Annotated in this window: 17 protein-coding genes, 1 tRNA gene and 1 CRISPR repeat array; of the genes, 12 read left to right on the top strand and 6 right to left on the bottom strand. The window is 50.9% G+C overall.

All coding sequences use genetic code 11. The annotated features are described in order from the left end of the window. The first annotated feature begins 20 nt into the window (after positions 1-20). From dnaG to ACTCIA_RS07095, 12 genes are all read left to right on the top strand, one after another. Positions 21-1,838, top strand: coding sequence for a DNA primase (gene dnaG / locus ACTCIA_RS07040; RefSeq protein ID WP_463001097.1), 1,818 nt, complete (start codon positions 21-23; stop codon positions 1,836-1,838). A gap of 58 nt (positions 1,839-1,896) precedes the next feature. Then, positions 1,897-3,669 carry an RNA polymerase sigma factor RpoD gene (rpoD, locus tag ACTCIA_RS07045; protein WP_463001098.1) on the top strand — a complete coding sequence of 591 codons (1,773 nt, stop codon included), beginning with the start codon at positions 1,897-1,899 and terminating at the stop codon, positions 3,667-3,669. A gap of 91 nt (positions 3,670-3,760) precedes the next feature. Then, positions 3,761-3,836, top strand: a tRNA-Ile gene (locus tag ACTCIA_RS07050). A 372-nt stretch (positions 3,837-4,208) separates the two neighbouring features. Then, positions 4,209-4,415, top strand: a complete 207-nt coding sequence (locus ACTCIA_RS07055; protein ID WP_463001099.1) for an addiction module protein — start codon at positions 4,209-4,211, stop codon at positions 4,413-4,415. Continuing rightward, complete coding sequence (locus ACTCIA_RS07060; protein WP_463001100.1) at positions 4,412-4,720, top strand: type II toxin-antitoxin system RelE/ParE family toxin; 309 nt, start codon at positions 4,412-4,414, stop codon at positions 4,718-4,720. Before ACTCIA_RS07055 ends, ACTCIA_RS07060 begins: the two co-directional genes overlap by 4 nt. Positions 4,721-5,677: 957 nt before the next feature. Continuing rightward, positions 5,678-7,036 carry a tetratricopeptide repeat protein gene (locus tag ACTCIA_RS07065; RefSeq protein WP_463001101.1) on the top strand — a complete coding sequence of 453 codons (1,359 nt, stop codon included), beginning with the start codon at positions 5,678-5,680 and terminating at the stop codon, positions 7,034-7,036. A 43-nt stretch (positions 7,037-7,079) separates the two neighbouring features. Beyond that, positions 7,080-8,744, top strand: coding sequence for a CRISPR-associated primase-polymerase type A1 (locus tag ACTCIA_RS07070; RefSeq protein WP_463001102.1), 1,665 nt, complete (start codon positions 7,080-7,082; stop codon positions 8,742-8,744). Between the two features lie 5 nt (positions 8,745-8,749). Beyond that, complete coding sequence (cas1, locus tag ACTCIA_RS07075; RefSeq protein ID WP_463001103.1) at positions 8,750-9,814, top strand: CRISPR-associated endonuclease Cas1; 1,065 nt, start codon at positions 8,750-8,752, stop codon at positions 9,812-9,814. Positions 9,815-9,820: 6 nt separating this feature from the next. Beyond that, positions 9,821-10,102: a CRISPR-associated endonuclease Cas2 gene (gene cas2, locus ACTCIA_RS07080; RefSeq protein WP_463001104.1), complete on the top strand. Its 282-nt coding sequence runs from the start codon at positions 9,821-9,823 to the stop codon at positions 10,100-10,102. Positions 10,103-10,350: 248 nt separating this feature from the next. Beyond that, positions 10,351-11,603: direct repeats of the CRISPR family, unit length 36 nt; unit sequence GTCAGAAGAACGGCCCCGATTAGAGGGGATTGAGAC. A 203-nt stretch (positions 11,604-11,806) separates the two neighbouring features. Further along, positions 11,807-12,271, top strand: coding sequence for a GreA/GreB family elongation factor (locus ACTCIA_RS07085; protein WP_463001105.1), 465 nt, complete (start codon positions 11,807-11,809; stop codon positions 12,269-12,271). A 54-nt stretch (positions 12,272-12,325) separates the two neighbouring features. Next, entirely contained in the window at positions 12,326-13,585 is a 1,260-nt protein-coding gene (locus ACTCIA_RS07090) for an aminotransferase class I/II-fold pyridoxal phosphate-dependent enzyme (RefSeq protein ID WP_463001106.1), read from the top strand. Continuing rightward, entirely contained in the window at positions 13,582-15,504 is a 1,923-nt protein-coding gene (locus tag ACTCIA_RS07095; protein WP_463001107.1) for a GNAT family N-acetyltransferase, read from the top strand. Before ACTCIA_RS07090 ends, ACTCIA_RS07095 begins: the two co-directional genes overlap by 4 nt. 28 nt (positions 15,505-15,532) lie before the next feature. Here ACTCIA_RS07095 and cmr6 read toward each other — a convergent pair whose 3' ends face one another. Genes cmr6 through ACTCIA_RS07125 form a run of 6 tightly spaced genes read right to left on the bottom strand, consistent with a single transcriptional unit; the run spans position 15,533 to position 22,737 of the window. Beyond that, positions 15,533-16,699, bottom strand: coding sequence for a type III-B CRISPR module RAMP protein Cmr6 (gene cmr6 / locus ACTCIA_RS07100; RefSeq protein WP_463001108.1), 1,167 nt, complete (start codon positions 16,697-16,699; stop codon positions 15,533-15,535). Then, positions 16,683-17,090: a type III-B CRISPR module-associated protein Cmr5 gene (gene cmr5, locus ACTCIA_RS07105; RefSeq protein ID WP_463001109.1), complete on the bottom strand. Its 408-nt coding sequence runs from the start codon at positions 17,088-17,090 to the stop codon at positions 16,683-16,685. The genes cmr6 and cmr5 overlap by 17 nt, the downstream gene beginning before the upstream one ends. Further along, positions 17,080-17,955, bottom strand: a complete 876-nt coding sequence (gene cmr4 / locus ACTCIA_RS07110) for a type III-B CRISPR module RAMP protein Cmr4 (protein ID WP_463001110.1) — start codon at positions 17,953-17,955, stop codon at positions 17,080-17,082. Before cmr4 ends, cmr5 begins: the two co-directional genes overlap by 11 nt. Positions 17,956-17,999: 44 nt before the next feature. Beyond that, on the bottom strand, positions 18,000-18,953 hold the full coding sequence (locus tag ACTCIA_RS07115) for a type III-B CRISPR module-associated Cmr3 family protein (protein ID WP_463001111.1): 954 nt from the start codon (positions 18,951-18,953) through the stop codon (positions 18,000-18,002). Next, entirely contained in the window at positions 18,950-21,670 is a 2,721-nt protein-coding gene (cas10, locus tag ACTCIA_RS07120; RefSeq protein WP_463001112.1) for a type III-B CRISPR-associated protein Cas10/Cmr2, read from the bottom strand. Before cas10 ends, ACTCIA_RS07115 begins: the two co-directional genes overlap by 4 nt. Next, positions 21,667-22,737, bottom strand: a complete 1,071-nt coding sequence (locus ACTCIA_RS07125) for an RAMP superfamily CRISPR-associated protein (protein WP_463001113.1) — start codon at positions 22,735-22,737, stop codon at positions 21,667-21,669. Before ACTCIA_RS07125 ends, cas10 begins: the two co-directional genes overlap by 4 nt. Positions 22,738-22,743: the final 6 nt, after the last annotated feature.

Below are 22,743 nucleotides of genomic sequence, written 5' to 3' on the forward strand. Positions count from 1 at the left end.
TGTATCGGAGGTAGCCTCGGTTGGCGTTGTATATATCAGATGAAAAGCTTGCCGAAATCCGCAACGCCGGGGAAATCGTGGATGTGATATCCGCACGGGTGTTTCTGAAAAAGGCCGGAAAGGATTATGCCGGCCTGTGCCCGTTTCACGCGGAAAAGACCCCGTCGTTTACCGTCAGCCCGGAAAAGCAGATTTTTCACTGCTTCGGCTGCGGGGCCGGGGGAGATGTGTTTACTTTTCTGATGAAATACGACGGCATCAGCTTCCCCGAAGCCGTGGAATCCGTGGCCCGTCAATACGGCGTAAGCCTGCCCGCCCCGGACATGTCGGATAAACAGCGGCAGGAGGCATCCCAAAGAGAGCAGCTGCTGGGATTAAACCGCAGGGTCATGGAATTTTACCAGGAGATGCTCCTGAAAAACCCCCGGGGCAGGGATGCCAGAAGCTACCTTGAAAAGCGGGGGATGGATCCGGAGATTCTCAGGCAGTTTGGAATCGGCTTTGCACCCCCGGGCTGGGACAACCTTATCGGTTTTTTGCGCAAAAACCGCTTTTCCCTTTCACTTGCGGAAAAAGCCGGACTGATCGTGCCCAGAAAACAGCAGAACGGGTATTATGACCGGTTCAGAAACCGGGTGATTTTTCCCATTTGGGACGTGACCGGCCAGGTGGTGGCGTTTGGGGGGCGGGTTATGGATGAGGCCCTGCCCAAGTATTTAAACTCCCCGGAAAGCCCGGTATATCATAAGCGCAGCACCCTTTACGGCCTGCACGCGGCCAGGTCCGCCTGCAGAAGCCGGGGCCGGGTTTACATCGTTGAAGGCTATTTTGATCTGCTGGCCATGCATCAGCACGGCCTGACCAATTCCGTTGCCACCCTGGGCACGTCTTTGACCCGGGACCATATTCGCAGGCTCAGCCGGGCTGCCGGGTCCGGGGACAAGAAAGCCTATCTGGTGTTTGATTCGGATGCCGCCGGGGTAAATGCCGCCAAGCGCACCATCGGCGCCTTTCTTGAGGAAGGCATGGAAGCGGCCGTAATTTTGCTGCCTCCGGGTCATGACCCGGATTCCTTTTTGTTTGATCAGGGGGCGGAAGCCTTTGACCGGCTGGCGCAAAACGCTCCGACCCTGTTTGGATTTTTGATCGAAAACGCGGTCTCTGCCCACGGGCTGGATTTAGAGGGAAAGGTGAAAATCATCGCGGCAATTGCCCCGGTGCTTGCCGAAATTCAGGATGCAGTGGCCCGGTCGGTTTATATCCAGCACCTGGCTGAAACCATCGGTGTGGATGAGGCCGCGGTGCTCGAAAAAGTGCGCCAGCAGCAGCCGTCTTTGCGCAATCGCGCCCGAGGCGGTTCAGGGCAACAGTCCGCTCCGGCTTCGAATTCCGGCAGTCCCGCAGACGCGGTAACTGAAGCCCGCAGGCAGCCGACCGACCGTCTGGAAATGAAGGTGGTGGCCATGATGATCCAGCATCCGGAGATGATTGCCGAAGTGGAGCAAAACCGGATTCTGGAGCAGTTTGAGGATTCCCGGATGCAGGAGCTGGGCCGGCAGGTCTGCCGGGTGATGGGCCGGGACGGAAAAGAGGCCTCGGATCTGCTCGGACATCTCGGTGATGAACAACAGCGGCAGATGGTGACTTCCATGATGATGGAAGAGGCCTGCTGGGCGGAGCAGAGCTGCCGGCTGCTTTTGTCCCAGATTACCAATTGCAAGCAGCGGCGGAAAAATGATCTGCTTGACCGCATCCGGGCCGCTGAGCAAAACAATGATCAGCAGCTGCTGCTCAAGCTGTTGAGTGAAAAACAGAAACAGGCCGCCGGCCGGCATTAACCAACGTCTGCCGCAGGGTCTTGTTATAATGATTAAAATACCAGGAGGCTTGGGATTTATGGCAAAACGGTCCGCAAAAAAAGGGGGCGAATCCAAAGAAGTCCAGAAGGAAAAAGTCAATCAGCTGATTTCCAAGGGAAAGGAGCAGGGTTATCTGACCTATGAACAGATCAGCGAGGTGCTTCCCGAGGAAATGATGTCCCCGGAGCAGATCGATGAAACACTGATGTGGTTTGATGACCTGGATATCGAGGTGGTGGAGAAAAAAAAGCAGCGTCTGTCATCGGAGACCAAAAAAGAAGGCGAAGAAACCGTTGCCGACACCGAGGAAGTGGATGAAACAGCCAAATTCCGGTCGGTCAACGATCCGGTGAAGATGTATCTTCGGGAAATGGGCATGGTGACCCTGCTGTCCCGGGAAGGTGAAATCGAAATCGCCAAAAAGATTGAGGCCGGCGAGCAGGAAGTGCTAAAGGCCATGCTCGAAACCACCCTGGGCGTTGACAGCATCATCAACCTCGGCGATCAGATTGCTGCGGGCACGTTGCGGCCCAAGCACGTGCTGCGCGATATCGACGAGGGCGATACCATCGTGGATGAATCGCTTCAGATCGAGAAATTTCTCGAAACCATTGATCAGATCAAAAGCATTGATGCGGAAAATCAGCAGCTGCGGGACCGGATTTTTCATGAATCCATGGATGCCGACGAGCAGCGCCGGGTCATGCGCTCCATCCGCCGCCGAAACCGCAAGATTTTTGATTTGTTTAAGGACTGGCGCCTTGAAAGTGATGTGATCGAGGAAGTCGAGCGCAAGATTTACGAGCAGGTGGAATGGTTTGACACCACTCACAAGGTGTTCTGCGAGTGTGCCGCCGCCTTTGACGCCCCTATTTCCGAGGTGCGTCAGCGCCTGGAAAAGGAAAAGGGGTTTGTCAAGTGGGGGTGCACCTGCTCGGTCTATGCCAGCGGGGAAGTGGCCCAGCTGTTTGAGGACTTGAAAAAGCTTCACACCCAGACCGAAATGCGCGAACGCGAGATCAAGGCCTCGGCCCGGAGCCTGAAACGGATCATGGCCCGGATCGAAGATGGCCACCAGCGGGCAAAGGACGCCAAAGGCGAGCTGGTCCAGGCCAATCTGCGGTTGGTGGTCAGCATTGCCAAAAAATACACCAACCGCGGTCTGCAGTTTCTGGACCTGATCCAGGAGGGCAACATCGGGCTGATGAAGGCGGTGGACAAGTTTGAATACCGGCGGGGCTACAAGTTTTCCACCTATGCCACATGGTGGATCCGCCAGGCCATTACCCGGGCCATTGCCGACCAGGCCCGCACCATCCGGATTCCGGTGCACATGATCGAGACCATCAACAAGCTGATTCGCACTTCCCGATACCTGGTCCAGGAAATGGGCCGGGAGCCCTCGCCCGAGGAAATCGCCGAGAAAATGGAAGTGCCCATTGACAAGGTGCGCAAGGTGCTGCGCATCGCAAGGGAGCCCATTTCCCTGGAAACGCCCATTGGCGAGGAAGACGACAGTCATCTGGGTGATTTTATCGAGGACAAGACCTTCATGTCGCCTTCAGAGGCGGCCATTAACCTCAATTTGTCCGAGCAGACCCGAAAGGTGCTGGCCACCCTGACCCCGCGGGAGGAAAAGGTTCTGCGCATGCGGTTTGGCATTGGTGAAAAATCAGACCATACCCTGGAAGAGGTGGGCAACGACTTTGACGTGACCCGGGAGCGCATCCGGCAGATCGAGGCCAAAGCCCTGCGCAAACTGCGGCATCCCACCCGGAGCCGCAAGCTCAAGTATTTTATCGAGTCCTAGGGCAAAACCGCCGGTGCTCAATAAGGCCTTGACAAAAAACAGGTGAGCCGGTAGGTAAACAAAGCTTTTTTGGGAGCAAATAAAGAAAAACGGGCCCATAGCTCAGCTGGAAGAGCCACCGGCTCATAACCGGTCGGTCCCAGGTTCGAATCCTGGTGGGCCCACCAAACAACATTCCAAAGAAATTTTTTACAATACGAAAAGCCCTGGAAACAAAGATGTTTCCGGGGCTTTTTTGTGTCTTGTCGTCCAGCAAAATCCATTGAGCGCTGAGGGTATTTTTGAGGGCATAATGGAAATTGATCCTTTGATCCGCTTTGGGACAGGGGAAATTCATTTTTGAGTTTTGTCAGAATGTCAGGTAAGATAGGGATGTAGGCTTTTTTTTGTTTTATGGGTTTTTGGGGTTGAGAAAATCACACCACAAGGGGCATTCTCAATCATAACAAACTGTATTTACAGGATTTGTCAGATCCGATCGCTGGTGTGGCGCTCTTAATAAACGGGAAACTCTAGAAACAAGCCAAAAGGAGGTATAAATGAACATTAACGATGTAAAAAAAATGAGCAGGGCCGAGCGCCTCCAGGCCATGGAAGCGCTCTGGGATTCACTGCTGTATGAAAATCAGGAAATCGGGACGCCCAAATGGCATGAAGAAGTGCTCGAAGAAAGAAAAAAGACCATTGCAGACGGCAGCGCCAGGTTTGTTTCTCTTTCCGAGCTCAAGGCAAGCCGCAGGCGATGAAAGTAAAAGATGTCTATATACTGAAGGAAGCGGTTGCGGATCTGGAAGAAGGCTGGGCTTTTTATGACCGTCAGGAATCAGGCGTTGGCAACTATTTCTGGGATTGCCTGATCGCGGATATAGAATCACTTATAATATATGCCGGGATCCATCGCAAGAAGCACGGGCTGTATCAAATGTTTGCCAAGCGTTTCCCTTATGCCATTTACTATGACATCGTCGGGGATATCGCCTACGTTGCCGCTGTTTTGCCCATGCGAAGAGATCCCGCATGGATTTCAAGGCGCTTAAAAAAAAGACGATAGAATACGGGCACCCCCGATCATGGATGGAAGCCGGAAGAGAACTACTCCTGTGCCGGAAAAACAGCCGAAAAATAGGCCACAACGACCCAGTCGATGATCCAGTCAAACGACCCAGTTGTCCGGCTGGAAAATGGATAAAAAAGAGACAACAGAATTTTCTCCAGGGCATATCTGACAAGGAAAAATACCGGATCGTGTTCTGGTATGACAACCAGGAAAATCCCGGCCTGGCAGATCTGAGAAAAATTATTCACTGACCGGCAAAAAGGGGTGTGGAAAGTATGTTTAAAGCCAAAGCGGAACCATTTGGGTGTGGCCGGGCATTGGGGAAATCACGCCCTTAAATTTCTTTGAAGGGTTTGTTGGCCGGGCTTTGCCGGATGGCCGTACGGAATTGCTCCAGGGCTTCGGACAGGACGGTCAATGAATCTGTTTTTCCCTCCGGGATCCGCTGCGTTCCCTTGTGCTTCTCAGTTGTCAGCCAATCCGTCTGTTTAAATATGGGCTTTCACCTTATTTTTCGGGCCTATCCATTTCCCAGGTCGAATCAAATTCACTTACCCTATGTGCCACTCACATCCTATTCCTTTATTCAGACATTTCGGTTACCAAAAACGCTTTTGTGATTCGGATTTCACCCCAAGTGGGCGATTCAGTTCTATTTCAAGCTGGACGAATTACCATACTTACACAAAATCAAAGAATTTTTGCGACTGAGAGTTTACTTTACCACGACTATCCTTGTGCCTATAAGGCATCGTTTTTGTGAATACCGGGGGATGTCAGAACCAGGTTACATATTTAATAGGCGTCCCACTAATGAATGAAGTGGTTTCATTGTCGATTATGTTGCGTTGCTTTGGAAAAACAAATCCTCGTGCCGTCAATAAAAGATAGAGGCGGGCTAAAATGACGCAAAGCGCTTGTTCGCTCCAAAACAGGGAAAAGGAGTAAGCCATGAAACCGGAAAACACCGCGAAAATCATCGAAACAGGTGAGCAGCACGCCAACAAAAAGGGGTTGTTTGAAGACGAGTTTCTCAAAAGCGAAGATCTCGTCACCGTAAACCGCGATGTGGCAGCCAAGCGTGTCCGGCGGGTATTGGCGGATATCGAGGAACTGATCCGGGAAAACCGCTGGCCGGACGCTGTGTCCCTGTACTACCCGGTGGATGAAAAGCTGCCCGAGCTGGCCGGCTATGGCCTGGACAGGGAAGTACGGGAAAAAATGGCCTTTGTGCTGGGACGTCTCAAGCGCTACGATGATGCCATCCGGGAGTTGGAAATCTGCATAAAGGCCGATCCGGAGCGGTTTCTGACACGAAGCGCCCTTGCATACAGCGCTTATGAGTCTTTGTATGCCCTGAAAAACCGGGAGATTGTCATGAGCCCGGAACAAAAGGCGGCCCGGATTGATCTGGCGCACGAAAATTTTCAAAAGGCCCAGGCGCTCCGGCCGGACGGCGTGACGAACTATTACCGGCAGGGCATGCTCTTTCGGCAGATTCAAGGAAAAACCGATCCGGCGGCCCCCCTGTTTCAAAAGGCCGTGGAAAACTGGCATGCCCTTTCCAACGAGGAGCGGGAAACCAGGCATCAGGAACGCAAAAATTACATCAAGGCCCTCTATCAGCTGGCTGGCTGTCGCATGGAGGCTGATGATCCGGGTGGTGCCCTGGAAGCTATCCGCGAGTGCCTTGCTGCCGATGAAACCAGCAACCACGTTTCCCTGGTCCATAAATATTTTGCCCTGGGAAAAATCCAGTTCTCCGGCGGCAACTTCTCCCAGGCCCGTGATGCGCTAATGTTTGCCGCACAAAGCGGACGTTCCGGCAAGCAGGGCATCGATTATGTTTATGAGCTGCTGGCCCGGACATATCTGGGCATGGGTTCTCCCCGGCGGGCCATGGATGCCGTGAACCAGGAACCGGAACGCCGTCGTCGGCCGTATTACCGGTGGACCGAGGCGGACGTGCACGCTGCTCTTGGTAATTTGGACAAAGCCTGTGAGGTGCTTGTCAAAAGCCAGGAGCGGGACAATCGTTCAAAACATAAAGCCCTGGTAAAACTCGCCCGGATAGAATATCTCCGGAGCAATTTTGAAGCAGCCCTGGGCCACTGTGATGCAGCGGACCGTTTTTTCCGTGAAAAATGGAAAAATCCATGTCTGGAGGCACTTTTCTGGGGGGCATTGTCTGCTCGCCGGGCCGGCCGCCAGGCCCGGGCCGGGGAACTTTTAAAAACCCTTGAGGCCCATGCGCCATACTACCCGAAGCTTTCACAGCTTGGCAAAACGATCCGTGGGGACAATTCATAATCCAATGGTGGAAAAAATGGTTTTAACGGAAAATCCGCGCAAAATGCCGGCAGACCCCCCATCGGCTCCATCCCCCGGATCCCCTGCAGGCTGTCAGGCCCGGGCGGACTGTTCCCTGGTACTCGACCGCCTTGAGAAGGCCCTAATCGAAGGCCGGGATGAAAAAGCCTGCAGCCGGAAACTGCAGGACCAAAGTCTTTGGCGGCACATGAACCGGGAGCAGATGATCCGATGGGCTGAGCTGGCCCAAATGGCGGGCCTTTTCGATGTTACGATCCGGGTCTTTGAGCAACTGCACGCAGCAAACCCGAACGATGCGGAGGCCTGGGAACTGCACCTGGAACTTCTATTTATCCTCAATCGCACCGAGGATTCCGCCCGCGTGTTGGCCAGAGCCAGACAGCACCTGCCGTCATCGCGATATGAATACTGGCGAAATGTGACCCCGGAAGAGCCCGGCCGGACCGGTGATGCAAAGGAATCGGACATTGAAAGCGCGGCTGCCGGGCCATTTGTCCAAATGCGCCAGCGCCAGGAAGGAATTGAGCGCTTTATGATGCTGTTTTCCGGCCGGGAGGATGCCTTTGCCCGGCAGTGGGCGGACAGGAGCAATGACCGGCAGGGCTATGTTCCGGTCCGGCGCCCCATGGAACCGGCAGACGTTGCCGATCACCTCGAAGGCAGGCGCACATACGGCATATACCTGCTGGATTCCGGCGGACGTGCCTCTTTGGCCGTGATCGACGCAGATTTGAAAACCGGGTTTCGGAAAGGCGGCCTGTCCAGGGACCAGGCGCGCCAGGTGAAACAGGAGCGTGCCTACCTTTTCCGCCGCATTGCGGATGCATCCCGGGAAAAAGCGGCAACTGAACCCCTGGTCGAGTTTTCCGGCGCAAAGGGCTTTCATTTCTGGATTTTCTTTGAAACGCCCATTCCTGCGGCTCAGGCCCGGCAATTGGCCGGCTCGGTTATCGGAGATATCGGTCAGGACCTGAGTTTTTTTTCCCTGGAGGCGTTTCCAAAGCAGGATCGGCTTACGGGCAAGGGGTTTGGCAACCTGGTCAAGCTTCCCCTGGGGGTTCACCGGTCAACCGGAAAGCGTTCCTTTTTTCCGGCCTGCACGGACAGGAGCGTGGAGGCCCAGCTCCTGTATCTCAAAAAGGTTAAACAGGCCGGGATTGTTGACCTGGACCGTGCCCGGGAAAAATCCGAGGCCGAAAAGGTGCGGGTGCATCCGGGTTACCGGAAGTGGGCGGAGCAATACCCGGAGCTTCATCAGCTTGAAACCCGCTGCCCGCCAATGGGGCGAATCGTCGCAGCGTGCCGGGACCGGCAGAGTCTCACGGCGCGGGAAGAAAAAATCGTCTACCAGACCATCGGTTTTTTGAACCGTCACAAGACGCTGCTGCACTATCTGCTCGGCTTTGACCCGGACTACAATCCGCACCAGGTCGACTACCAGATAAGCAGGCTGCGCGGCACCCCCCTTGGGTGCAAACGAATCCATTCCCTGCTGGATTACACAGGAGATTACTGCCGCTTTGACAAGACCGACGGCTATGCGCACCCGCTGCTGCATGTGGATTCCTACGATCATAATCAACGGCCCAAACCGGGGGAAAAAATCCGGAGCCTTTCTGATGCGCTGGACAATATGCGTGCGGCCATGGATCAGGTGGAGCGGTTTTTAAACCAGCAAACGGACTAATTGCCATGGAAACTTTGTATGCCCTGCACCCCGGAAGCTACATCAGAAAAGATGGCAATGCCCTGCAGATCATGCGCAAGGGTGATGTCATCGATCGGATTCCCGCAGGCAATTTGAAAAAACTGATTCTTGCGGGTTATGTATCGCTTTCCGGTTCAGTGCTCGATTACCTGATCAAAAATCGGGTGGAAACGGTTTTTATCACACCCACAGGCCGGTTCCGGGCGCGGCTGATGATCGATGAGCACAAGCACGTGGCAATGCGGCGCGACCAGTACCTGCGCCTTTCCGACCCGGTGTTTTCCAATGAGGTCAGCAAGCGTATCGTCTTTGGCAAAATATCGGAGATGATCGACATGTTAAAAAAGCGGGGAAAAGATCACAACAGTGACCGGATTTTGTCGGCTGCCGCGGGCATGAGCGTGTTTCTGCGGAAACTCGAAAGCCGAAAACCGGCGGAGTTTTCAGCCGATGAACTCCGGGGCATCGAGGGGGCGGCTACGCGCGCTTACTACCATGTTTTTGGCGACATGATCCGCAACAAAGCGTTTTCCTTCAACGGCAGAAACCGCAGGCCACCCCGGGACCCGGTCAATGCCCTGCTGTCGTTTGTCTATACCATGCTGACCAACGAAGTGCTTTCCGCCATAAAAGTCTGCGGCCTGGACCCTTACATGGGAAGTCTTCATGAAATTGCCTATGGCCGTCCATCACTTGCCTGTGACCTGGTGGAGGAGCACCGGTGCCGCCTGGGGGATCGGTTTGTATTAGGCCTTATCAACCGGAAGATGGTCAGGGCTGATGATTTCGTGGTCCGGCAGGTCAGGGCCAATCCGGAAAACGCCGTGGATGAAGAAGAACTCCGGCAGAACCGGCCAGTGGAAATGAAGCCGGGAATGTCCCGTACGTTCATTGCCGCTTATGAGAACATGATGGCCCGGCAGGTGACTTATGACCCCCTGGGCCAAAAGACCTCCAACAGGCGGGTGATTTATTACCAGGTGCGCCGGTTTGCCGAGTTTCTTTCCAATCCGGAAAGCGGCTACACACACTTTTGCCCGGAGAAATAGCGTCTCATGTTTTACCTGGTTTGTTTTGACATCGTGGATGACCGGAAGCGTTACAGGGTTGTCAAGGCGCTTAAGGGCTTTGGCGTACGGGTGCAGAAATCCGTGTTTGAATGCCCGAGCCTGACCGATGAGAAACTGGTCAAACTCCGGCACCGCATCGATGACATCATTGACCATTCAGAGGACTCGGTCCGGTTTTATCCCGCATGCCGGAAATGTATCGCCGGGATGGAATACTCGGGTATCGGGGATCCGCCGGTAAAACAGAATTTTTCCGTTGTGATTTGAACGATCTCCTTGAAATGATGCCGAAATTGTGGAAAATTAAAAGAATCATGATATTTTTCATTCACACAGTCGGGTCAAAGGACATTAGCGGGGGATTTTGTAAAACAATTTGTTTAGTATTATTAATGTGTTATTCAAAAAGAAGGTCTCTGCTGCAGTGCCTGAAAAATTCCCAAACGCAAAAAAAGGGCAGGTCAGCCGGAAATGGCTTGCAAACGTCTGTATTTTTAATATATTTTTTACCCAGAGTCAGAAGAACGGCCCCGATTAGAGGGGATTGAGACTTTCTTTTCTTGGTATGATTCTGGCGCTGGCTCTGTCAGAAGAACGGCCCCGATTAGAGGGGATTGAGACTTGGCGAGGATTACTCGATATTCTGATAAGTGATCTGTCAGAAGAACGGCCCCGATTAGAGGGGATTGAGACGTTCATATTAATCAAGTATGGGTCCACAATCAACAGTCAGAAGAACGGCCCCGATTAGAGGGGATTGAGACTCCTCTACGAGAAGCGGGCTCTCATCTATGGTGTCTGTCAGAAGAACGGCCCCGATTAGAGGGGATTGAGACAGCAGCACGTTTCTCGTCGCCGCTCACAACACGAAGTCAGAAGAACGGCCCCGATTAGAGGGGATTGAGACAGATCTGGCCCCAGTCCTGGATGCGAAGCGGCGCCTGTCAGAAGAACGGCCCCGATTAGAGGGGATTGAGACCTGCGATTCAAACCCGGCCCTTTTCGTTTTTCCTGTGTCAGAAGAACGGCCCCGATTAGAGGGGATTGAGACTTAACCTCAACACCGTATTCGGTCAACCACGCCTCAGTCAGAAGAACGGCCCCGATTAGAGGGGATTGAGACTAATCTCCCATGCCCTTTGAATTAGATTTTGCGCAGGTCAGAAGAACGGCCCCGATTAGAGGGGATTGAGACTGATCAATAAAACCGCGGGCCAGGATTCTTTCTTCTGTCAGAAGAACGGCCCCGATTAGAGGGGATTGAGACCTGCCCTTGAGCTTTAATTGCGTTTACTCTTACTTCGTCAGAAGAACGGCCCCGATTAGAGGGGATTGAGACATTGTGGTAGCTTTAGGAGCCATTCCTTCAGAGTGAGTCAGAAGAACGGCCCCGATTAGAGGGGATTGAGACTCTGTCAATCTCTGCCATCAAATCCTGGGGCCGGGTCAGAAGAACGGCCCCGATTAGAGGGGATTGAGACTTTTCCGGGGTTTCCGGCTTTTTAATTTGTTTTTGTGTCAGAAGAACGGCCCCGATTAGAGGGGATTGAGACAAGGTGTCCACTTCGACAGGTTCCGGCTCTTCGTCGTCAGAAGAAAGGCCCCGATTAGAGGGGATTGAGACTTATTCGCAAACTCTATTTCTAATTCGTCCATTTCTGTCAGAAGAAAGGCCCCGATTAGAGGGGATTGAGACACACTCCCCGCAATAGCTCGTGCCTTCGTCGCTTGAGTCAGAAGAAAGGCCCCGATTAGAGGGGATTGAGACGGAGAATAGCAAACGAATCCTTCTTCTTCGAGATAGGTCAAATGGAAGGCCCCGATAAAATTGACTTAGGCCTGCTTTTCTATAAACTCACAACTATCCCTTCTGTTTTCCGACTTTTTTAGGCTGGATTTGAAATTTTTTCTCCTGCCGCCGTTTATCATTACTAAATATGCGGTGCATAATAACAGCAGGAGGGAAATGATATGACCAGCTACTATTTTCTGCCGGAAGATTTTGCAGCCCTTCAGAAGCAGATTAAGCAAATCCGCGGCCGGATAAGGGCCATAGGAAAAGAAATGGGAGAAAGCTGTAATGAAGGGGCTGAAACTTTTCACGACAATTTTGCCTATGAGGACGGCGAGCGCCAGCAGTTTATGTGGAGCAAGAGGTTAAACGAGCTTCTGCAGATCCGGCAGCAGGCACGCCTTTTTGAGCCTGATGAAAACCCGCTCCGGGTCCGGCTCGGCTGCAGAGTGACTTATTCCGATGATCAGACCGACATGGAAACTACCATTAAGATCGGCAGTTATCTTAACTTTTCCGATGCCTCTTCTGTTTCATATGACGCTCCGATTGCCAGGGCATTGATAGGCAAAAAAGAAGGGGATTTTTGCGACGCAGAGATTTGCGGTGCAAAAAGGAGGTTCCAAATTCTTGAAATTTGCTAGCAAACGTGGCATTTAAATAATTTTTCATATTTCTTTAACCTATGGATATAAGTCATGTCTTCTGCTCTTGCGATAAATGGGGGCAAACCAGTTATCAAAGCCCCCGAACCACATTTTGCATGGCCTCCCTATGTCCCGGGACTGTCAAAGGCTGTTTCTGATTACATTGAAAGTGATTCTCCTTTATCCATTGCCGGCCGGTCAGGAATTTATACAGAGGTTGAGAATCTTTTCACCAGTCTTTTAGGTCCCAGATATGCCATTGTCATGAGCTCGGGCACCATGGCCCTTTACTCGGCCTTTTTTGCCCTGGATTTAGGGCCGGGCGACGAGGTCGTATCAACTGTTTACTCCTTTCATGCCACTGCCTCCCCGTTGCTGCACCTGGGAGTTAAGGTGATTTTCTGCGACGTGGAGAAAGACACCGGAAATATCGATACCCAGGCTCTTGCCGGGCTGGTTTCTGAAAAAACCCGGGCCGTGGTGACCAATCACATGTGGGGCCATCCTGTGGATGTGGACGCGGTTAAAGCAATTTGTTCCCGCTGCGGGGCTGCCTGGGTGGAAGACTGCTCTCACGCCCATTTTTCTTCATATAAAGGACGCTACGTTGGAACGGAATCGGCAGTTTCTGTATTCAGCCTCCAGGGCAACAAGCTCATAAGCGGGGGAGAAGGAGGTGTCCTCCTGACCGATTCGCAGGATATCTATGAAAAAGCCACGCTTCTTGGCCATTCACTGAAGCGCTCATTCCAGTGTGTCAAAACCGCCGGCTGGCAGGATTTGCTTCGCACTGGTTTTGGCTTAAAATTTCGTATGCATCCTTTGGCTGCTGTCATGGTTGGCCATGTGCTTAGAAATTACTGTTTTGACTGGATCGCCTCCCGGCGCGAAACGCTTGGGCGTTTTTCAAAAGGTCTTGCAGCATGCGGTTGCGGGGAGGTGATGCCCATGGAAGTAAAAAAATATGTAACTTCCATGGGAGCCCATTACGGATTTAAGCCCCGGGTCAATTTCAGTGAGATGGGAATTTCCCGCAGACTTTTCGTGGACGCCCTTAGGGCCGAAGGTGCAGATGTGTCAGTGCCCGGATCCATGCCCTTTCATCATCTGGCGCTGTTTGACCACGGCCGCTTTCCCATTGGCCGGTTTGAGAAAACAGATAATTCAAAACAGATATTTCCGGGCGCTGAAGCATATACCGGCAGCATTTTGTCAGTGCCGACATTTACGTTTAAGGAACAATGGCCTCTTGTGGATCAGTATATTGAGGCTTTTGACAAGGTGTTGAGAAGTCTGGAGGAGTTGCGTTGAGCTGGCAGCTATTTAAAGTGGAAAATCCCGAACTTCTTCTGCCTCTTTATCAAAAAGTTTTTGATGATGACCTGTCTGCTGCAGACCTTGAGCAAAGAACCCGGGGCTGGCGGACCCATGCCTACCTGATAAAAAAGTCGGGCCAGGACCCGGCAGGATTTGCCTTGTTTCGGGGAAAAGGCAGTGATGCGGAGTTGTGGCAGGCCGGGGTAATACCGGAAAAGCGGCTGCAGGGCGCTGGGTCCTTTCTGCTTGATGAGGGTGAAAAGGAAATGGCCGGTATGGGGTATCATAAAATATCGGTGAGCACATACAATCGCTGGAATATCATGCTCAGCATGCTTTTCAAAAGAGGCTACCGCCTTGTATCCAGCAGTTACAGCGAACGGAGGCAGGATCTTAAAATAATCCTTTGTCGGGAGTTAAAGCAGCGGCGTGAACTGCGCTATGCCCTGACTGAAAAGTGTAATTTCAATTGCCTGTTTTGCCATAATGAAGGGCTCGGAAGGGAGCGCCGCAAACGAGTACCTGATGAACATGTGCTTAAAGTGCTAAAGGAGGCAATATCCCTGGGCTACACCGATCTTACCCTTACCGGGGGCGAGCCCATGCTGGAAAAAGATCGGTTGCATTTTCTCATCAGGCAGCTGGCAAAACTTCCATCTCCGCCGGCGCTCACCCTGGTTACCAACGGCTCTCTTCTGGGCCGGCAGACAATTGATCTGCTGGCGGCATATCCCGGAAGAAAAAAAATACACCTTTCACTTCACGCGCCAAATCAAGAGGCCTTCAAAAGGGTAACACGCACTGCCGGGGGCGGAATTTTTGAAAAAGTTCGTGAAAACATTTCAGCATGCTCGGCATCCGGTCTTATTGTAAAAGTCAATTACGTGGTTCTGCAGGGTCTAAACCATCAGAGCGTTTGCCAGGCGGTTGAAATGGCACGGGATATGGGGGCTTCAACCATCAAATTTATCGAGTTGCTAGTGCTGCCGGAAAACGCCCGGGATTACGAGATGTACTACGATGCAGACGGGATCTGTGAGCTGTTGGCTCCCATTGCGCATGGCCCTTTGCAGACCAGCCTCAGGAAAAGGCAGTACCAGCTGAAGGAAGATTCGCGCTTTGCAATCGAAGTTCAGAAGCTCACATGCGCCCTTGGATGCGCACACTGTCGAGAAGTTAGGGACAGAACTTTCAGTAGTGATCTGCGATATCATCCTTGCTTTGTGCGGAGCAAATCCAGTTTCAAAGTTCATGATCCGGAAAATCTGGACCGGATACTGAAAGACGGAGACCGCATCATCAACGGATACGCTTCCCGCTATATGGATTCCAGTCCGACCCTGATTCAAAAAGAGATCTACGTGGCCGCAAGGCAGGAAATGTTTTATGCCGTGGATGATCCTGATGAGTTTACAAAATTCCTTCAGCAGCAAAAGTTTTCCCAGGTGGGTGCTTCCCGATTCCACGAAGAGTATTACTGGCCTCAAAAAAGGTCATCTTGCTGGGAGCGCTTTGAGCGGGTGCTGAAAATCGGCTGGGATTATCATCATGAAACCAGGGTGGAACTGATCTTTACGGATCATGAGTATGTCCCCGGCCCTGAAGGGTTGATCACCAGAACCCGGTTTCTTGACAGTACCGGGCCGATTCGTCAGAAGTCAGCAGACTTTGCAAGACATTTTCTTGATCGCCTCGGATTTGAACCTTTTATGTTCCTTGAGTGGGAGATACAGGTATGGCAGAAGGAAAAGCTTGCCGTGAATATAGGCTTAATGAAACATTTATCCACGGTGAAAGTGGAAGGCAGATTCAGCCGGGCAGCTCAATTTGCTGAAGTCCTCAGGTCTTACCCCGGCCGAATCGAGCCGCTGATGGTCCCCCTGCCCCGTTTCATTCTTGACAACGATGCATGAAAAAACTGATGATCCGGCTTTTTGCGGTCTATTCTATAATTTTTAGTATTCGGAAATTTCTGCCAACAGGCTGAACCATTATACTTGCGATGACCGGCTTTTTTCTCTTTTTTGCTGCGGTTAATTTTTTGAAAAGATCCTCTGGGATGATGTTTTTTTCTTTGCTGAATGCCGTTGCGTTGCCCTGTGAAGCTTTCAGTTCACTCTTTCCTTTGTCATATGACAATACCGCGTTTTCCCAGATTAAGGGTTCGGGTTCTTCTTTTTTCTTTTGTTTATCCGGTTCAGTGGCTTTAGATTCCGCAGCTTTCGATGAGATGGTGAACCGGCCATAGCCTGTCGCTGTTTTTGCCCCGAGCCCAAGTTCACAAAACGCTGTCTCAATGGCTGCCATCAGTTCGCTGTAATACGCCCTGGCCCGAGTTTCCGGAAAAAAACCACGGAGTATAAATTTTTGATTCTTTTCCACAGTCAGAAATTTTATTGGAAGAGGTTCTTCGATTTCCTCTGGAGGAGCTTCGTTCCGGTAATATTTTCCGAAATGCGGGTTCATGATATCAATGGCAAGGTCCGGCACTTGCTCCGGATAAATATCCATAAAAGCAAACCCGCCCTGACAGGCGCTTTTGGGGTCAAGTGAGCCGAAAATTTCAACAAGGCCGGGAATCTTATTTTCCTCAATCTCTTCATTATCTATCTCGCCTGAATAATTTTGCACAAAATTAAAGCAATAGGCCCGGCGCACCACGCCCTTGAAAGAAGAAGCGGGAATAAACGGAAGTCCGGTGTTACGGTCAAACACCATGCCCACCTCTGTCGGGGAGGGTTCCCCGATTCCCGCCAGAACTCGCGAAATGCTAACGGCTTGCAGTTCGATCACTTCAGCGCCGATGCTTTTGTATGAAGACAGAATTCCATTCTGAAACAGATGTCTGGCGGCCAATGCACCAGATGCAGTTTTCCGGATGCTATTGTAATGAGCAATTTGATCATCATTTTTTCTTTCTTTTCCCTTTTTGCGATTATCCCAGGAGTGCTGGGTCTTTATCTCTGATCCGGAAGATAACTGATATTTTGCAAATTTCTGGTAAAACATCCCGAAATTAACAATTTTATCCCGCTGGTTTTCCAGATAGGCGGGCAGGGGCGAAAATTTATTTTCAGGATCACGCATGGTTTTACTCTGCTGACTCATTGTCTGTCACCTCCTGAAAGGCCCTGGCATAACGTTTCAGCCATTGCAGCATCTTTAATGCCTCTTCCTGAAGCATCAGGTATTCGTTTTGCGGCAGTTCGGAAATACCGGAAAAAAAATTGTGTGGCTCATCGGATATTTTTTCGTTTTGCCTTTTGCACCATTTGGCAATGGCCTGGTATGTAAAATAATGTTTGTCTGTGAATTCTTTAGCGCCCTTGCACTTTGACAAAAGAAACGCCATGGTCTGGCCGAGTCCGTTTTGCAGAATCATCGTAGGTGTCCCTACGATAAAATTTGCAAAATCTTCTGAAACTTTACCGGTTTTTTTTGTGAGGTTTTCAATGCTGTCGAGCGCAAATTTGGATCTTGATTGCTCTTTACTGTTCATTTTGTCCTCCTTTGAGCCACTCCACCTGAAAAAGTCCGCATCCCAGTGTTTCATTGCCGCCGATCTGAAGACAGCCGGCAATGACTTCTTCTTTCATATAGGAAACAAGCGTTTCAGCCTGGATGGAGTTTCCGACATCTTTGCTTGGCCCGTAAAACATAATAACATACATCAGTACATCTGCAGGAAGCAGTTCTTCATAGCGCAGAGACCCGTTGACCGTTGTGCCGGTTTTTTCATCGATTTTAATCTGGGCGCGGATTTCAGTGCAGTGTGAAACTCCGTAGTGAAATGTCAAATCATTTACAAGAATCAGCCTTTCGGCTTTGTTAAACAGTCTGGCTGCAGTGCCCGACAATCTGCCTATTGCCCCTTCTGTGATTTTTACTTCGTAATCTTCCAGCAGAACCAATTCACCGGGCTTCATATCACCGTGAATTACGAGCCCTTCTCCATCACCAACATGCGGGATATCAAGACTGACAGATGAACCCGTCATGTTCAGATCCTTTTCAAGGCGATTTAAGACGGCCGGGCAGGTGATCCACACAAACGGGGCCTTGGAAGATCGCATTGGAAAAGCCAGCAGTTTGGCATCAGATACAGAGATTGCCCCGGGAAGGGACCCTTCATTGTAGTCTTCAGTCCCGAAGATTTTTTCAGTTATTTGCTCTGTGGCTTCTTTTGCATTGGGTCCTGAAAGGATAGATTTGAATTTTTCAAAATGATGCCGCATGGCACCTTTTACACCGCTGGCCTGTATATGCGGCCAGTTGGTATGACGTTCCCGCTGAATCGGAAGGTCTACCACCCCCATTGATGTTCCCGAGCCCGCGTGAACGGGTGAAACCGCATACAATGCCATGATTTCCGAGTTTTCCTGCTTATACATGTCGTTTTTCCTTTCTTTTAAAATGCCACGCAACAATGATTGATATTCTTATTGAAAACCGATCCTGCCGGATAATACCCGACCATATCCTTATGACATTGCTTTGCCATGTCCCAGCCGCCGCGGTAGATGATTTCCCCGGATCCGATCAGTGCCTCACTGCTTGCATCGTTTACAGGAATTGGGGATAGGCAAAGGAACTGTTCTCCGCCTTCCGGAAAGTCCGGCGGCTTGTCCAGTTCATGGTATGCGCCGAATCGCTGCTCGCCGCCCAGTGATAAAACGCCTTGCTTGTTAAGCCCGCAGTCCTGATCTATCCCCCAGATCATGGAAACCTGCCGGTTGAGCCGGATGTGCCGGGAGGTGTATAACTGGCTTTCAATCACGGTTCTGTTTGAATGCATTGCAATACCGGTCCTTGGTTCTACTGAATAGAGCTTATCCATGCCATTTGCCGGCATGAAAATGGATCTTCCGGCCCCGAATCGTGTCTTGTTTCCGGAAAGAAACTGAAGAAGTATCCAGCTGCCACCGATTGATTTGACAGCATTGCTGCTTGCCGGCCAGCACCCGAGTTTGCCTGCGGTTTTCAGGCCGAGTTTTTCCCGGGTTTGCATATCTATCTTCAATGGCTTGATAATGTTGATATCGCTGCCTTTTGCATCACTTTCAAAAAACCAGGTATAAGGCGCCGGGATCAAATCATCTCCTTCATACCGGAGCAGGGGGCCTATAATTTTAAAAGGTGCTTCCTCGCCATAGGCCCCGATCAGTGCGCTTATCTCATGGCCGTTTTTATATGCCTCTATGGAAATGTTTTTTTGGGCCAGTATCGCATTTCGGATGGCCCCTGAGATCACCGAGGTGGATGGCGGAAATGCGAGACTGACTTCATAATCCATTCCAGCTGCCAATGGCTCGGCTCCCCGGAAAAAAAGTGTGTCCGATGGACTGAACTGGTACCATTTCATAGCTGTTTTCCTCCTTTGGCCAGGTAGCGGGCAATAACCGGAACTTCCCCGTTAAACGCCCATTCACCTTTTTTGCCTGCATTTTCATCCCAGCGGATGCTGATGCCGGCAATATCCGAGGCCAGTTTTTCGGCTATGATCAGCCGATTTTTTTGATTTTTCCGACCCGGATACATATTTTGCAGGGATCCGGAGTGCTCGATTTCATAGGCGATTATTTGAACGATACTTTGTTTTTGTTTTTCGGAAATCTGATTGTCAGCAGGCAAAACACTACGGATCATTGTTTCAAGCTCAGATATCCGATAAATCAGCGAACCGCTGAGCAAACCCTCAAGATAAGCAGCCTGCGCTTTTTTAAATGATTCGAGAACAGAGCCTTTTTCGGTAAAAATGTTTTGCTCCCCCCATTTGGCTGCAAAGTCTCTTGCCTGGCCGGAGCGTTTTTTCAAACGAATGGCAAAGGCATTTCTTCCTGTTTTGTTTTTTGCGTAATTGTCAAGAAGCCGGTGGGCCTCTTCCAGGGCTCCGCGCAGAGGTTGTTTGTGGTGACAGATCAGAAGAGCCCCGGAAATGGAAATCCCCTGTCCGTTTCCGGGCAGCAGGAATACAGGCTGAGTGCCATCCATATCATTGGTTTCTACTGCCACCCCGTCTTGCGTGATGGAGCCGAAACAGGTGTTATATGTAATCCGGATCTTTTCAGCCGCATCAACGGCCGTTGAAAGCGGGAGCACCGCCGCCACATCATCTCCGCCGGCATAAATGAGCCGGCCGCTGCAGGAATCAATGATTCTGGGGATTGCATAAAGGGAAAATGCGCCCAGGGATTCTGAAAGTGCGGCATGAAGGCCCGGAGAAAGGATGCGCTGCTTTTCGAGATATTCATCCCACAGCGCCTTTTTTTCAGGCAATCCGCCTTCCTGGTAACGAAGGACAAGATCCGGATGCAGCACATCGCGCCAGCATGCCGCGATGTTGGTTCCGTTGACCAGGTCGCCCATCTTGTCTCCGTCCATCATCAGAATGCCGAAGTAATTATCAGGCTCGTCAAGCAGCACGTTGTTTTCGGCAGCTCTTTTGATAAGCGTTTTTACGGTGTTGTTTCTCTGTTCTGGATTTTCGTGCAGCTGGTCGATAAGTTCCTGCTCGATTGCCGGGTCATCTATAAGCCCGGATTCCTTCAGCCGGCTGCGGTATTCCCATGTGGCCATTTCCGTAGTGGATGGAAATTTGTCGCTTTTAAATATTTTTTTGAGCGGATGGGAAGACTTCTGGACCGCCATAGGTGCAAACCGCTTGATGCAGCACACGGTGCAGAGTCTTTCTTTTTCCCGCACAATGCTGTCCTGAAAGCGGGCGTTGATTCTCTCCCAGAAAGAATCTGTTGCTTTTTTGTATGCCGCTGAATGCGAAGGCCCGTCATGGTCGTGCAGGACTTCAAGCTCGCCGCAGACCGGACATTTCATACCCGGTTCCGGGGCTCTTGCTTTGGTCGGTCGTGTTTTGGACGCGGCCAGTGACGCCTGGATCAGATGATGAGTCACCGGATATGCATAATTGGCCGATGAGAAGCTTCTGGAAAATTTGTCAATGGCTGCAAAAAGATCTGAAAATTTGTCAGCAAAAAGCAATTGAATTTCGTTTTGATCATTGAGTGTCACAAAATTGGCGGAACTCCAGTTAAACCGCCACCAGGAATCAATTTGCCGTTGAGCGATTTTTTCTGCGGCTTTGCCTTGGGCACCAATAAAATCAAGGACAATTTCGGCGATTTCGTGCCATTTTTCCTGGATTCGCTTCTGGATTTTGACGGCAATCTCATCTTCCTTTTCTGCAGGGACGATAAACACAAACTTGTTGGGAAAAGAGGCAACCGTGGTGTCTTTTTGGAGTGTTTCGTTTTGCCCGCATGGCGTGAACAGACCGAAAAAGACATCTTCCAGGTATTGTTCCACCAGGGGCTGATCCTGCAGGGAGGGATAAACAATGTGATCAGGGCCGAGTTCGTTGATTACAACAGTGATGCCTTCAAAGCAAAGCCAGGACAGGATGACGGAAGCGGCCCAGTGGTCCCGCAGTTTTCTGGTCTTGTTGATAAACGACTGAACCGGGCTTATGGAAAACACCATCAGAGCTGCAGTTTTTGTTTGGCTGTCTGCAAATGCGGATCCAAGGGCGCTAACCATTGCAGAGTGGTTCCAGATGGAATGATCCGGTATCCGGCTGTCTGCAGGCAGCCTTTCCCACAGCCATCCGAGATTGCCGCAATTGTTTGCAATTAGCCTTTTTCTTAAAGCAAAAAACAGGTAGTTGAAATACTCCTGCTTGGTCCAGATCCTGTCCAGGCGGTTTGTGTCGCTATTTATCAGATCGACGATCTGATCTGTCGTCGGGGCTGCAGGATCTGTTTTTCCTTTGAATTGCAGGCTGTTGCCACCTGAGATCGGATGTGTGACTTGGGGGCTTTCGGCAAAATCCACAGCTCCGTTTTTTGAGGCATCAGAACTGTATCCCGGCAGGTTGGCCCGGTCCAGGCCCGAAGCGATAATATCGGCCAGCGCCACCTCTGTCTTGTCAGGAGTGGAGACCCCGAATGCCCCGGCGATTTTTTTTGCCCTTTCCTCATGTCCCGATATCTTCAGGGCCTTGTCCACCGGATCATGGAGAAAGAAGCGGATCTTCTGCTCCCAGTATGCATCATCTCTCTGGTTCATTTTATCGTCCTTTCCAGGTCTCCGGTTACCCTTTTGCAATTTGAATCAAGATAGTTATGGATATGCTTCCAAAGCTCCAATTCGTTTCCAAGCCTTTTTTCATCCCATTTTTTGGGGATTTTGTGAGGCAGATGAAAGAAAAAAGTGACATATTGATTACTTTCTTTACGTACCAGGATTCGCAGCTGGGACGGCATTCTGCCGTTGTTCCCGCCCCAGGTCTGAATTGGGTGATTGGTGACCGGGTATCCGAGAATATGTCGCTTTTCAATATTTTTGCTGCCATTTTTCGGAAAAGCCAGTGCATCCTGCTGCCGCAGATCCATGTATTTTTCCCCGGCTGTTTCCATGGCTTCTTTCCAGGTCGCTCCCCGGCCGGCTTCCCACAATAACGGCTTTCCTTCAGATATGCCCAGCCGGAAAGGATATTTTTTATCTGTTGAGAAAATCTGGTTGATCTCTTTGCCGAATTTTGAAAAAAGTTCTGTTATGCCAAGCAGCTTGATTTCTTCCGGATCAGCCGGATGCAGTGCAAGGCTCCCCCACCCGTTTCTGGAGCGGGCCCCCAGCCCGCCGAATGCTTTAAAAAGTGAAAGGGCATCTGAGATTTCCTGCAAATGGCTTTCCGGAAAGGATACAGACAGTTGAAATATTTCTCCGGGCAGTATTCGCGTTTTGGTGTATGCGCCTGTGAAATGAACAGGCCCCATTCCAAGATAGGCGCTTAAAGGCACGTTTCTGTTGTTGGCTTCAGTATTTAATTTTTGTCCTATATTGTCTTTTTCATTCACATTGCCTGTTTTTACCTTGCCTGAAGCAATAACATCCACCAGGCTGCGGCATGCCTTTCCAGTCACGCCTCCAAATAACTTTTGTTCCCTTTCAAGGAGTTGTTCCCATGGTATATCTCCCTGGGTAATCCGCCACCAGTAGCGAAGGGCATTGCGAAAAGGAGGAGTGCGGACTTCTGCGTCGCCGCTGGCGTCTCCCAGAAACATCGGTGTTAAGACCTCGATTGAAAATTTTGCCTTTTTCCTTTTGGACAAACGCGAAACATTGATTTTCATCACATC

Source organism: Desulfosalsimonas sp., from assembly GCF_055149105.1.

Bases quoted from the DNA above. Each gene is read 5' to 3' on its own strand.
- rpoD (WP_463001098.1), top strand. From the start codon at position 1,897: ATGGCAAAACGGTCCGCAAAAAAAGGGGGCGAATCCAAAGAAGTCCAG.
- ACTCIA_RS07055 (WP_463001099.1), top strand. From the start codon at position 4,209: ATGAACATTAACGATGTAAAAAAAATGAGCAGGGCCGAGCGCCTCCAG.
- ACTCIA_RS07060 (WP_463001100.1), top strand. From the start codon at position 4,412: ATGAAAGTAAAAGATGTCTATATACTGAAGGAAGCGGTTGCGGATCTG.
- ACTCIA_RS07065 (WP_463001101.1), top strand. From the start codon at position 5,678: ATGAAACCGGAAAACACCGCGAAAATCATCGAAACAGGTGAGCAGCAC.
- ACTCIA_RS07070 (WP_463001102.1), top strand. From the start codon at position 7,080: ATGCCGGCAGACCCCCCATCGGCTCCATCCCCCGGATCCCCTGCAGGC.
- cas1 (WP_463001103.1), top strand. From the start codon at position 8,750: ATGGAAACTTTGTATGCCCTGCACCCCGGAAGCTACATCAGAAAAGAT.
- cas2 (WP_463001104.1), top strand. From the start codon at position 9,821: ATGTTTTACCTGGTTTGTTTTGACATCGTGGATGACCGGAAGCGTTAC.
- ACTCIA_RS07085 (WP_463001105.1), top strand. From the start codon at position 11,807: ATGACCAGCTACTATTTTCTGCCGGAAGATTTTGCAGCCCTTCAGAAG.
- ACTCIA_RS07090 (WP_463001106.1), top strand. From the start codon at position 12,326: ATGTCTTCTGCTCTTGCGATAAATGGGGGCAAACCAGTTATCAAAGCC.
- cmr6 (WP_463001108.1), bottom strand. From the start codon at position 16,699: ATGAGTCAGCAGAGTAAAACCATGCGTGATCCTGAAAATAAATTTTCG.
- cmr5 (WP_463001109.1), bottom strand. From the start codon at position 17,090: ATGAACAGTAAAGAGCAATCAAGATCCAAATTTGCGCTCGACAGCATT.
- cmr4 (WP_463001110.1), bottom strand. From the start codon at position 17,955: ATGGCATTGTATGCGGTTTCACCCGTTCACGCGGGCTCGGGAACATCA.
- ACTCIA_RS07115 (WP_463001111.1), bottom strand. From the start codon at position 18,953: ATGAAATGGTACCAGTTCAGTCCATCGGACACACTTTTTTTCCGGGGA.
- cas10 (WP_463001112.1), bottom strand. From the start codon at position 21,670: ATGAACCAGAGAGATGATGCATACTGGGAGCAGAAGATCCGCTTCTTT.
- ACTCIA_RS07125 (WP_463001113.1), bottom strand. From the start codon at position 22,737: ATGAAAATCAATGTTTCGCGTTTGTCCAAAAGGAAAAAGGCAAAATTT.